Here is a 13,579-nt window from a genome sequence, read left to right as displayed (position 1 = left end):
TGAACCGCAAAGATACGGATTGAGCACTAATAAAAAAGGAAGGCATACACCTTCCTTTTTCGATTTATATTAGCAATCTGCTTATATTAAGAAACAATTAAACAACGATCAAAAATAACAAAGGTTTGCCAATTTGACACCTTTATTACATTATAAATTGCTGTTAAATAATGTTAACCACACATTAGGCTACAGTTTAAGGTATAAATTTGCATTATGTCAAAATCCAACATGAAATTGATCATCATCCTGATGTCCCTAGCTACCATTGGCTTGCTAGGGTTTCAATTTTATTGGATAAGCAATGCCTTGAGAATTAATGAAGAAAGATTTGAACAAAACATCTACCAATCCCTCAATACTGTGGTGTCTCAACTTGAGAAAGGAGAGACGAATGATATTTTTCTAAATTACCTTGCCCAAGACACCACATTACAGCAGTCTTTGTTTGAACCTATAGAACCTATAGAAATTCAAATAAGCCAAAGGCCAGTCATTAGAAGAAGGCCCTCACTGGTGGATTCGATGATGCAGATGCCCATACCTCAATTCAGTCAAAGATTTAGAAGAATCATTGAAGCTGCTCGAATCGACATAGAGATATTTAATGATTGGGAAAATGTATTAGGAAATTTAACACCTGAAAGAGCATCTTCTATATTTACCCCTGACGAATTGCAAGTACTCTTACAAGAAAGAGAACGGCAGTTTGATTACCTAAATGAAGTAGAGCGAAATCGAAGGAATTTTTATAACAGACCAAGAGAAGTAGAAACAGAACTGGAGGTCAATCTCCCTAGGGATTTTTATGACAAAATAAGACGTACAAATCTCAAAATCGAAGCCATGAATCAGGCATGGGAAGAAATCCTAGGGGGACAAAAAGATGTCTTGAGTCGCTTAGACACCAACTTCGTAAGGCAACTCATGGCAAATATCCTACAGGCTAGAGGTCTTGAACAAGTATTTGAACTTGCCATTATTGATGACAAAAAAGGAATAATCCCTATCACCTCAGTGAAAGACAACTTCAAACTCCTACGAGAAGGACAGCAAGCAAGGCTCTTCCCTAGCGACATCGTAGGTCGAGAAAATTATCTAGTGATCAATTTCCCTGAGAAAAAACAATACATCATCAATCAGGTGTGGATTCCTGTCATGAGTTCGTTGATATTTGTAGGCATTATCATTTCTTGTTTTATCTATGCTATAAAAGTTATCATCAGACAAAAAAATCTGTCTGAAATCAAAAATGATTTTATCAACAACATGACTCACGAATTCAAAACACCTATTGCAACGGTGAGTTTAGCAGTGGAGGCTTTGCAAGACCCTGAGTTGATCAATCAAGACACCTTTCGTAATAGGTACTTGAGCATCATCAAAGATGAAAATAAGAGACTCGGTGCGCAAGTAGAGAAAGTACTTCAATCCGCAACACTTGACAAAAAGGATTTCAAACTAAAAATAGAGCCTATTGACATCAATGAGCTTATCAGTACTGCCAAGAAACAAATCGAGCTGCAAGTAGAAAACAAGGGAGGAAAAATTACCTATGACACCAACATCGCAAATACTTGGATTCAAGGAGATCATTTTCACTTATCACACATGATCAATAACTTACTCGATAACTCCATCAAGTACGCGAAAGACAAGCCTACTATTGATATCAAATCATGGGATGATGCAGATCACGTATTCATTTCGATTGAAGACAATGGCATAGGTATGTCCAAGGATGCAGTAAAGAAAATATTTGACAAATTCTATAGAGTACCCACTGGCAACCTCCATGATGTAAAAGGATTTGGACTAGGATTGTCCTATGTCAAAACCATGCTAGAAGCTCATCATGGCGATATCCAAGTAAGCAGTGAACTTGGAAAGGGAAGTACTTTCACTTTAAAACTACCTAGAAAACAATGAGCAAGGCAAAACTTTTGATAGTAGAAGATGATCCTAATCTAGGAGATATACTCAAAGAATATCTCACGATGAAAGGCTATGAAACTACTCTCTGCAGAGATGGCGAAGAAGGCTGGTCCAAATTCAAAAAAGACAAATACAATCTATGTATTCTGGATATCATGATGCCTAAAAAAGATGGGTTTACACTTGGAAAAGAAATCAAAAAAGTCCAAGAAGACTTACCAATCATTTATCTCTCAGCCAAAAACCTCAAGGAAGATGTCATCGAGGGGCTTAGAATAGGTGCTGACGATTACCTCACCAAGCCCTTTAGCATGGAAGAGCTTCTTCTTAGAATAGCAGCAATACTAAGGAGGTCTCAAAAGGTGGACAATAATGAGGGCTTGAAGGTACTTAAATTCGGAGACTTTACTTTGCACTATGATGAGCAACAACTCGAAAGTCCATCAGGTAAGCATAAACTCACTTCAAAGGAAAATGAGTTGATCAGGCTTCTTGCATCAGAAATCAACAAACTCGTCAATAGAAGCCATGCGCTCAAGCAAATATGGGGAGATGACAGTTACTTCAATGCAAGAAGCATGGATGTATATTTGAGCAAAATCAGAAAACTTCTAAAGGAAGATCCAAAAGTTCAAATCATCACTGTTCACGGAGAAGGATTCAAAATGGTGGTGACTGAGAGTTGAATAAATTCATAGATGAGCGAATAGCGACTGTATATCAAAACGAAAAGTCACTATTCGCCCATCATCTTATCAAAATCTTACTTTCATCCCTGCGAGGAAGTTAGTACCAGCCATTGGATAATAGAAATTTTCTGTAACCAATTCTCTACCTACATTTCCTTCCCCAGCTACAAAATAAGAAAAAGTGTATCCATTGGGCTCATATAGTCTATTGAAAATATTATATACCATCACGGTGAACTCTAGGTTATTTATGAATCTAGGTCTCAAAGCATAATTCAACCTCAAGTCAGTGGTCCAAAAAGAATCCAACATCCTGTTTTCGTTCATTGTATTGTCCATGAACTGTCGACCCACGTACTTATTGAGCAAGCTCACTTCAGCATTTTTGAAAGGTCTATAATCCAAAATCGCAGACCCTACAACATTAGGAGAGAACGCTATATCTGTCTTGGTGTAATTGACTTCTTCTTGAAAAAAATCCACCGCAGAGTAGTCATCCAGAAATTCCGTAAAGGATGCAATTTTATTTCTACTTACTGCAAGATTCCCTCCCAAAGAAAACTTCGAAGACAGTTTATAGCTGCCATCTACTTCAACACCTAGCCTATAAGAATCATCCACATTGTCTCTCACGTAAGCACCTACATCATTGAGCTGACCAGTAAGGACAAGCTGATCGCGATATTTCATATAGTAGATATTCACGTTGTAAGCTAAGTTCCTTTGATTTACTTTTAGTCCCATTTCGATATTTTGTAAGTTCTCTGCCTGAGGAGCCCTATCGATGATAGGTGAGTCTGTAAAATCTCTCCTCACTGGTTCACGATTGGCTACGGCATAAGAAGCGTACCAGGATTTGCCATTGGTAGTCTGATAAGTAAGTCCGAATTTGGGATTAAAGAAATTATAATTGACTTGGCCTGAAATGTCTCTTAAGTCATTATTGACCCCATCAAAGCTGTAATCAACACCTCTCCACTGCAAGTCTCCATATATAAACAAACCCTCTGCAGCTTCAAAAGTCCCTTTCAGATATAAGTTCTTATCGTCTTTGATTGCTACGTTATCATAGTATCTATCTCTGATGTTGACACCTGCTGCATATTGCATCCATATGATCTCACCAAAATGATCCCCATCGTATCTATTGGCTCCTCCACCTATCACTACATCCCAAAGGGCATTGTCCGAGATATAATTGAAAGAAAATACACCTCCATAAAAATCATTGTCAAGCCATCTCCTGCGAATGATATCCATGCGAGGTATGCTTACGCCTCCTATTTCTACAGGCTGTAAGTTATAGCTACTCAACCTATCATTTGGCCTGAACTGCTCATAATACCCTCGGCCATAAGTATAGTGCAGTGCCGCATTTGCTTTCCAGTTAGAATTGATCTCTCCAGCATAGATAAATTGATAATGATCTTGCTGGTAATTGTCCGTCTGATTGTCGTAAGTGTAAAGGTTGAATGTCCTATTGGTTTCAAGCAAATGTTCTGGAACTCCTTCCCAAGATTGATAAGTCTGTTCAGCACCGGCGAATATATTTACTTTGAAAATATGTTTGTCACCATAATATCCCCCACTGACAAAAAAGGATTTTAGATCTGAAAAACCACGATCTATATATCCATCCGAAGAGATTTGGGATAGCCTAGTATCAAATGCCCACCTATCTTTGATCAATCCTGTACCAGCCTTCACCGTATGCCTTCTGGTGTTGAATGATCCAAAGGAATTATCTACCTCACCATAGGCATCTTCTTGTTTGGTATCCGTCTGAATGTTGATGCTTGCTCCAAAAGTAGCCGCACCATTGGTGGATGTCCCTACCCCTCTTTGGATTTGCATATTGTCCACAGAGGAGGCAAAATCTGGCATATTTACCCAGAATACTCCATGAGACTCTGCGTCATTCATCGGTATTCCATTCACTGTGACATTGATTCTGGTCTGATCAGAGCCCCTGATCCTCAATCCAGTATATCCTACCCCTGCTCCAGCATCTGAAAAACTAACCACTGAAGGTGTGTAATTAAGTAGCATAGGAATGTCCTGTCCAAGATTGAGTTTGGCAATTTCTTCTTTTTGTATGTTTTGAAAAGTAGTAGGGGTCACATTGCTCGCCCTTGTCCCATAGACGACAAACTCTTCAGTAAAAATCCCGCTTTGTGAAAGCAAAATTTCAATTGGAGAACTAGAAGGAATATCAACATTGATCTTGCTACGCTCGTACCCTAAGTAGGTTATACTTATAGTATAGGTACCACTGGGTACATTTATTATTTCGAATTTTCCTGATAGATCCGAGGTAGCACCTCTTCTCGAACCCTCTATGATCACATTAGCTCCTACTAATGCCTCTCCTGTCTCTTTATCCTTTACTTTTCCACTGACTAAATGCTGGGCATCAGCATTCACATAGACGTAAAATAATACAAATAATAAACCTAACTTTCTCATGCAATTCGATTTTGTTATGTTGCAAATGCAACTTTTCAATAAACAAAATCAAGAGAAGAGGCCTAACTGAGGCAACGTAGCTTTGAAACCTTCAATAATCTCCAGATTTACACATATGAATGCCTAAATCAGGAAAAGATTACTAAGATTATGGTTGTTCATTTCCCTCCGCCGGTACTAACCGGATCAGGTAATATGGGTATGATCTCAGCCCGAATTGTTAAGGCACCCCTCATGATCTCTGGTGCAAATGTATAACAATTGATCGAAAATCAGTGAAAGATGATTAGCCTTTTCCTAAAATCTTCAAATGATTGACATGCGAAGCAAAAGCAAGTCTAAATTTTGGGTGTTCAAGATATGGAATACCATACTCTAGACAAGTTTCTTTGATAATCTTGCTAATGGCAGGATAATGAACGTGAGAGATGTTTGGAAATAAGTGATGCTCTACCTGAAAATTCAGCCCTCCGACTAGCCAAGACAACACTTTATTGTGTGTTGCAAAATTTGATGTAGTTTTCAATTGATGAATTGCCCAGTCATCTTCAAGCTGATTGGAGACTACATCAGGCAAGGGAAAAGAAGTCTCTTCCACAGAGTGGGCCAACTGAAATACGACACTAAGAAATATACCAGTAGCTATCCCATAGACCAAGAAGCCAACCAGCCAGTATAACCAACCCACAGTAAGGATAGGTAAAACTATGAATAAGCCTAGGTGGATTAGCTTGAAACCCCAAAAAGAAAGGTGATCATAGATGTTCATCTTTTGAATTGGAATTATACCTACTTTACCCGTGATGTATTTCTTATAATCGGTCACAAAAACCCAGTAAAGATACAAAAGTGAATAGACCATTAAAAAGTACCAATGCTGATACTTATGGATTCCATAAAACTTTTGATTAGGACATAACCTTAGAAAAGGTCTTGCATTCATGTCATCATCTATTTCATCTACATTGGTAAACGAATGATGGACCACATTATGCTTTGTTTTCCACATAAATACATTAGCTCCCAGAAAATTGATTGAATGACCAGCAAGTTCATTGACCCACTTCTTTCGACTAAAGCTACCATGTGCACCGTCATGCATCACATTGAAGCCTATAGTCGCTGCAAGTCCTCCTAAAAAGACCGCACCGATCAATGCAATAGCCCAATGTGGTGTGAAGAATAATAAGATGATGTATGTTCCAATATAAAGCGCAACCAGAATGATAGCCTTGAGATAAAGGCCTAGGTTTCCTGTTTGTTTTAAACTTTTTTCGATAAAGTAATTTTTGATTTTTTGCTTCAGATCAGCATGAAATGAAGAAGCGGTGTTGAACCTTGGGGGACGCATGTATACTGACAATTAATGATAAGCTATTCTTATGAAAAATATTTCTGAATTTTTAGAAACAATTTTCCTGCATTAAAGTTACATCAATTTTATTGACTTCAAAGTGATTTATGCTTTAATCACATCAAAAAATGGGCTGTATTAAGAAACCTTAACACTTACAATTTTTAAAACATTGTTCTTATTTTCATCATAGCTTTTGCAAATCTTTCATCATATGAACCACTTATAATCTCAAAAGGCACTCCTGTACTCTTAATTAATTTTAGATAAATATTAAAAAGCTGTTCTCGCATGTTTTGGTCTTTGTGTTCCCTTTGCGGATCTTCTTCCCAAGGCACATCCACATCAGTAAGGAGGTAAAGATCATATTTCCGATCTAGAAGTTGTTCTTCTATCCATGGGTCAGTTATTCCATATTTGATATCGCTCCATACCTTGATAACATGAAGATCAGTATCAATGAATAACATTCTTTTGGCTCTTTTGACCTTTTCATCTTCCTCTCTCAATTGGCCAGCAGCGATCTGTAACAAATCCTCATAAACATAAGGCCTATCTAATCTTTCTAAATAGACGCGAGCAAACTCCCAAACCCATGGTTCGTCAAAGGCTGCTGCCAAAGCTTGGGTAAGTATACTTTTTCCCGTAGACTCGGGGCCTACGACAACTATTTTTTTGATAGGCATATTTTTGAGGCATTAGCGGATCGGATCCATGATAGCAAGCCTAATATAGCCAAAATAGTAAAGAAAAGAAATTGAAATGAGGTCAAAGGTAGTCCTTTGTACCAATAAAGGGGGATAGACACCAAGTCAGTGATGATCCACGCAATCCAACTCTCTACCTTTTTCTTAGCCATCAGCCACATGGCTACAAATGCAGAAGCAGTAGTGAAAGAGTCCCAATATGGAACATCTGAATCTGTAAAGTGCAGGAGCACATAGTATAATACAGCATAACTAAAAATCAACAGAGCCGCCGATTTCAAAACACCATGACTACTTAACCATGTCACAGGAACTTCTCTATCAGAATCCAGCGGGCGACTCCATAGCAACCATCCGTATAGAGACATCCCGGTGTAGTAAGCATTGATCCCCATATCTGCATAAAGCCTGTACTCCAAGCATATATATATGTAAATGATCGTGCTGATGATTCCTGTCGGGAATACAAGAATGTTTCTTCTAATAGAAAAGATCACACTTACAATACCAAAAAATACCGCCACGGCCTCTAACCAAGACATTTGAGCTAATCCATCTATGATTTGTGCTATACCCCATTCAAAATTCATGGAGCGAATTAAAGCAATATTTCTTTGCATGCAAAGTATGTAGCCCTATAGCTTATCAAAACGCAGCATACCAATTGCATAAAGCGGAACATTCACCAACCAATCTTCTTTTCTATAACCTGACATTGAAGTGCGGATAGCTAATGGAAGCTCATACTTCTCTGTAAAAAACTTGAGACTCTTAGCCTTCAAATTTTCTTCGGCTTTAACTTCTATTGGGTAGATGCGACCAGATGATTGGATCAAAAAATCAATTTCTGCAGTGGACCGTTCAGCTGACCAATAATATGGAGAAATATCATTACACAGCAATTGCTGTAGCACGTACTGTTCCGTCAATGAGCCTTTAAATTCCTCAAAAAGTTTATTACCATCCAGCATAGTTTTAGCATCCATCTCTGTCATTGCTCCCATTATTCCGATGTCAAGAAGAAATAATTTGAAAGCATTGAAATCTTCGTATGCTTTTAGTGGCAACCTCGGTTTTGATATCCTATTGACTTTTAGCGCAAGTCCAGAATCTATCAACCAAGCTAATGCCAATTCAAAATCCTTTGCCCTAGCCCCATGCTTTATCTGTCCATAAATAAACTTTTTATTCTCTTTGGTAAGCTGTGAAGGTATAGCGTTCCAGACCATCCTTATTCTAGGCACAATCACTACAGGGGCATGTTTTGAAAAATCCTGTTGATACGCCTCCAAAATCCCAAGCTGAACTTTCCTCACTTCACTGAAGTCCTCAGTTTTTAACAATACAGAAACAGGTTCAGGCATCCCCCCAACAAAATAATATTCCTTTAATAGACTATTGATTTTATCTTTGAAAAGATTCAAAATTTCCCAATCTGCATTTTTTAATAAAGCAATTATTTCATTTTGCCCCTTTGCCAATAGAAATTCCTCAAAATCCAATGGATACAAAGTCAAAAATTCCACTTTCCCAACTGGAAATGAAACTTGCTGATGCAAAACTACTCCTAGTAATGAACCAGCTGCCAAAACATAAATTTCTGGCTCATTTTCATGGAAATATTTCAATGCTGTTATTGCTTTAGGAGACTCCTGGATTTCATCTATGATAAGCAAGGTTTTCCCCTTCTCCACTCTTACCCCAGTAGAGACCTGGATCCCTAATAAGATTCTATTTAGATCAAAAGTGCTTTCAAAAAGCTCCCTAAGCTCTTTACTTGATTCAAGGTTAATATAGGCTACATCTTCAAACTCCGATTTACCAAAAGACTTCATCAACCAGGTTTTCCCAACTTGCCTAGCACCCTGTATCAATAAAGGCTTTCTGTTCTTATTCTCCTTCCATACAAGCAATTTATCAAACAACTTCCTTTTCATTTTCCTTCTTTTCTTAAACTCTTATCAATAGTACATCAAATCCTTTAATTCAGCATCTGAAAACCTCATATCTGTAAATATACATTTTTTCAAACGTAAAAATGTAATTCAACACATTTTTTCAAACGTAAAAATGTAAAAAAACACACTTTTTCAAAGGAAAATGAATTAAGAGTTCAAGAAAAACAAGACATACAAAAAATCCCCTCCTAAATCAATAGAAGGGGATTATATCAGTTTTTACCTAACAAGGTTTATTAGACCGATTCATTATGTGATTCTTGATGATCAAGTTCCTTTTTTTCCTCGTTCTCTTCCTTAAAAAACTTACTCTGGAAGATCAATATGATCGCAACACCTACAAAAATAGATGCATCAGCAATATTGAAAATAGGCCAAAGTGCTGTATAGCTACCGCCCCACAAGGGAACCCAATCAGGAATGTATCCCTCCCAAATATCTATATAAAACATATCCACTACCTGACCATGAAGCCACGGGGTGGGGGCATTGTATGGTGCATTATTCAGCCATACACCATAGAACACTGAATCCACAAGATTACCGATAGCTCCACCTAAAATCATGGCAATGCAGACGATATAGCCTACATGCATTTTTTTTTCAATGATATAATAAAGATAATAACCTATCCCAAACATGGCAATTAGCCTGAAAGAAGTCAGTATCAACTTCCCGTATTCAGAACCTAGTTGCATACCAAAAGCCATTCCTGGATTGGTGGTATAGTGGAGCTTGAACCAGTCACCAAATATCTTGATCTGACCAGGCGTACCAAAATCCATCTGATAGTGAACCAATAACTTGACAATCTGATCGAGTAAGATCACCCCTAGGGCAATCCCGAAATATTTTAGATACTTCATGTATTCATTTTAAAGCCACAGATTTAAGGAAAATTTCTAATTTATCCCTATTGGAGCCGATATAAATTTGATTACTTATGCCTTGGACACTTTGACTGACAATTCAAAATCATCCATGTCTAGCACTGTAGCATCCGCTACTGAGGGCATCACCGTCAACGTAAGTGCCTGTGTTTCTGTTTTGATATAATCTCCAAAATTCTGAAAAGCTGCATTCACTAGCTCTTCTTGCTCGGCTATTTCGATTTGGATTTTATCCTGAACCTCTAGACCCATATCTTTTCTCAAATTCTGAATCCTATTTACCAAGTCTCTAGCTATCCCCTCTTGCTTCAACTCCTCAGTCAAAGTGACATCCAATGCTACTGTCAGCCCCTGATCTGTGGCTACTGACCAGCCTGGAATATCTTGAGAGCTAATCAATACTTCTTCAAGTAGCAATACTACAGGCTCACCTTCCACGGTAACAGTAATCTCTCCATTTCGCTCGATTTCTGCAATTTGTTCCTTGCCCCAGGTATTGATAGCGGCTACTACATGCCTCATTTTTGGCCCTAGCTTTTTGCCTAGCAAAGGTAAGTTTGGTTTCACACTTTTCACCAATACATCTGATGCATCATCGATATATTCTACCGCTTTGATATTGACCTCTGACTTGATCAACTCTTCGACGTGCTCTATTTGAGTCTTTACCTTTTCGTTCAATACAGGTATCAAAATGCGCTGAAGGGGCTGACGCACTTTGATTCCGATCTTTGGATTCTTTCTTAAAGAATGAACTAGTGAAGAGATACGCTGTGCCATGTCCATACTCGCTTCTAAATCCACATTGATCAAGACCTGATCAGCCGAAGTCCAATTCGTCAAGTGAACAGACTCAGAGGCGCCATCAACTGATGCTGTTAGGTTCTTGTACATCCAGTCTGCATAGAAAGGTGCAAAAGAAGACATCAACTGCGACAAAGACATCAAGCATTCATAAAGCGTCTCATAAGCGGCTTGCTTATCTGCATTCATATCACCTCTCCAGAATCTCTTCCTAGCTAACCTCACATACCAATTGGAAAGCTGATCTACAGTGAAATTCATAATGGCACGAGTAGCTTTAGTTGCATCATAATTATCCATAGCTTGCTCCACTTCGGATATCAAAGTCTGAAGCTTAGATATGATCCACTGGTCTAGTTCAGCCCTTTGAGCTACAGGAACAGCTTTTGATTTATCATAAACGAACGCATCTAGGTTCGCATATAGCGCAAAGAAATTATAAGTATTCTGAAGGGTTCCAAAGAACCTTCTTTGTACTTCTGCAACACCGTCTAGGCTGAATTTCAGGTTGTCCCACGGATTGGCATTGCTAAGCATGTACCATCTCAAAGCATCCGGCCCATATTCTTTCAATGTCTTGAACGGATCCACCGCATTGCCTAATCTCTTAGACATCTTGTTACCGTTTTTATCCAATACAAGTCCATTGGCAATTACATTTTTGAACGAAACCGAATCAAAAAGCATCACTGCAATAGCATGCAAAGTAAAGAACCATCCTCTGGTCTGATCTACTCCTTCTGCAATATAATCCGCTGGATAGTTGGCTTTGAATACAGCTTCATTTTCAAAAGGGAAGTGCCACTGAGCATAAGGCATCGCTCCAGAATCAAACCATACATCTATCAAATCTGGCTCACGATACATCGGAGCACCACTGGCTGACACCAATATTACATCATCCACATAGGGTCTATGAAGATCTATATCTTCCTCATTGATAGGAGATGATTCCATCAGCCCTGAAGCTATGGCTTTCTTGATCTCTGATTTCAACTCTTCTATTGACCCAATACAAATCTCCTCCGAACCATCTTTAGTTCTCCAGATTGGCAAAGGCGTACCCCAGAACCTTGACCGACTCAAATTCCAGTCCACCAGGTTCTCTAGCCAATTACCAAAACGTCCAGTTCCAGTCGCTTCAGGCTTCCAGTTGATCGTTTTGTTCAATTCTACCATCCTGTCCTTGTAAGCAGTAGTTTTGATAAACCAGCTTTCCAAAGGATAATATAAGATTGGCTTGTCAGTTCTCCAGCAATGAGGGTAACTGTGTTCGTATTTTTCTACCTTGAAGGCTTTGTTTTCATTCTTTAAGATAATGGAAATGATGATATCAGTATTTTTATACTCTTTATCACTTTCATCATCCCCAGTATAGTTCTTCACATAGAAATCATCCACTCCAAATTCTTTATGAGCAGTGATTGCATGTTCTTTCATTTTATCGAGTAGGTACGTACCTACTACTGGAAGAAACTTCCCTTGTTTATCTACAACTGGTATCTCATTTCCTTTTTCATCTTGGACAAATACGCCTGGTACATTTTGCTGAACCAAAGTCCTAAAATCATCTGCACCGAATGCTTTGGCCAAGTGAACCACACCTGTACCATCTTCGGTAGTCACATAATCTCCAGAAATCACAGTGAATGCAGGATTCGGAAGTGCCAGCTCCGCAATTGGAAACAATTGCTCATACTGTAAACCTAAAAGATCGGCTCCTTTCATCTCAGCTACGACCTCATAAGGGATTAATTTATCCCCTGGATTATAGTCAGCAATTGCAATTTCCTTTGCTTTTGGATTGAAATATGCGCCCATCCTAGATTTGGCAAGGATCACATGCTGTGGCTCAAATGTATAGGGATTGAAGGTCTTTACTTTGACGTAGTCCAGCTTCTCGCCTATTGCCAAGGCAGAGTTGGAAGGCAAAGTCCAAGGCGTGGTGGTCCAAGCCAAAATGTATGTATTATCTTCACCCTTGAGCTTAAACTGAGCGGTGATAGAAGTATCTTTCACATCTCTGTAGCTACCTGGTTGATTGAGTTCATGAGAGCTCAATCCAGTGCCGGCAGCTGGAGAATATGGCTGAATGGTATAGCCTTTGTAAATTAAATCCTTTTCGTAAAGTTTTTTGAGCAAATACCAAAGTGTCTCTATATACTTGGCATCAAAGGTGATATATGGATCATCCAAATCTACCCAATAGCCAATCTTTTCTGTCAAATCATCCCATTCATTTTTGAATCGCATCACTGTCTCACGACATTTTCTATTGTACTCTTCGACAGTTATTTTCTTACCTATATCTTCCTTGGTGATACCAAGCTCTTTCTCTACTTGAAGTTCTACAGGTAGACCGTGTGTATCCCATCCACCCTTACGCTTTACTTGAAAACCTTGAAGTGTCTTGTATCTACAGAAAATATCCTTCAGCGTACGTGCCATCACGTGGTGAATCCCGGGGGTTCCATTAGCAGAAGGAGGCCCTTCAAAGAATGTAAAAGTTTCGGCACCATCTCTTTGTGACACTGATTTCTCAAAAATCTTATTCTCTTTCCAGTATTGCAACACACTATCCCCTATCCCGGGATAATCTACTTGTTTAAACTCTTGATATTTTTTCACGGTTTTTTAAAGATATTTATAAAGGGAAAAACCCGAATTTTATTGATACATTGTTCGAAGAAGCGACCACGCATTCTCTATTAAAACAGAAACTTTCCGAGAAGGAAAGTCTCCACCACTTACAAACAACTTGCTGACAACAAGTGTT

General features: G+C 38.6%; 9 protein-coding genes and 1 riboswitch. Of the genes, 2 read left to right on the top strand and 7 right to left on the bottom strand.

Going from position 1 to position 13,579, the window contains the following annotated elements; translation table 11 throughout:
* Positions 1–216: 216 nt before the first annotated feature.
* Positions 217–1,929: a sensor histidine kinase gene (locus MM214_RS12015; protein ID WP_241295773.1), complete on the top strand. Its 1,713-nt coding sequence runs from the start codon at positions 217–219 to the stop codon at positions 1,927–1,929.
* Positions 1,926–2,621 (top strand): response regulator transcription factor, encoded by a 696-nt coding sequence (locus tag MM214_RS12010; RefSeq protein WP_241295771.1) that lies wholly within the window; start codon positions 1,926–1,928, stop codon positions 2,619–2,621. The genes MM214_RS12015 and MM214_RS12010 overlap by 4 nt, the downstream gene beginning before the upstream one ends.
* A 69-nt stretch (positions 2,622–2,690) precedes the next feature.
* Here MM214_RS12010 and MM214_RS12005 read toward each other — a convergent pair whose 3' ends face one another.
* The 7 genes from MM214_RS12005 to ileS form a co-directional block, all read right to left on the bottom strand.
* Positions 2,691–5,090: a TonB-dependent receptor gene (locus MM214_RS12005; protein WP_241295769.1), complete on the bottom strand. Its 2,400-nt coding sequence runs from the start codon at positions 5,088–5,090 to the stop codon at positions 2,691–2,693.
* A gap of 146 nt (positions 5,091–5,236) precedes the next feature.
* A riboswitch (TPP riboswitch) is annotated at positions 5,237–5,333 on the bottom strand.
* Positions 5,334–5,376: 43 nt separating this feature from the next.
* Positions 5,377–6,441 carry a fatty acid desaturase family protein gene (locus MM214_RS12000; protein ID WP_241295767.1) on the bottom strand — a complete coding sequence of 355 codons (1,065 nt, stop codon included), beginning with the start codon at positions 6,439–6,441 and terminating at the stop codon, positions 5,377–5,379.
* Between the two features lie 167 nt (positions 6,442–6,608).
* Positions 6,609–7,130, bottom strand: coding sequence for an AAA family ATPase (locus tag MM214_RS11995; RefSeq protein WP_241295765.1), 522 nt, complete (start codon positions 7,128–7,130; stop codon positions 6,609–6,611).
* Entirely contained in the window at positions 7,112–7,741 is a 630-nt protein-coding gene (gene pnuC / locus MM214_RS11990) for a nicotinamide riboside transporter PnuC (RefSeq protein WP_241295880.1), read from the bottom strand. Before pnuC ends, MM214_RS11995 begins: the two co-directional genes overlap by 19 nt.
* 45 nt (positions 7,742–7,786) lie before the next feature.
* The gene (locus tag MM214_RS11985; RefSeq protein WP_241295763.1) at positions 7,787–9,088 is read right to left on the bottom strand and encodes an ATP-binding protein; all 1,302 of its coding nucleotides are present in this window, start codon (positions 9,086–9,088) and stop codon (positions 7,787–7,789) included.
* Positions 9,089–9,345: 257 nt separating this feature from the next.
* Positions 9,346–9,975: a lipoprotein signal peptidase gene (locus MM214_RS11980; protein WP_241295761.1), complete on the bottom strand. Its 630-nt coding sequence runs from the start codon at positions 9,973–9,975 to the stop codon at positions 9,346–9,348.
* A 75-nt stretch (positions 9,976–10,050) separates the two neighbouring features.
* Positions 10,051–13,431 (bottom strand): isoleucine--tRNA ligase, encoded by a 3,381-nt coding sequence (gene ileS / locus MM214_RS11975; RefSeq protein WP_241295759.1) that lies wholly within the window; start codon positions 13,429–13,431, stop codon positions 10,051–10,053.
* Positions 13,432–13,579: the final 148 nt, after the last annotated feature.

This window comes from Belliella kenyensis (genome assembly GCF_022549675.1).
GTDB lineage: Bacteria > Bacteroidota > Bacteroidia > Cytophagales > Cyclobacteriaceae > Belliella > Belliella kenyensis.
This window is presented reverse-complemented; position numbering and strand designations above follow the sequence as displayed.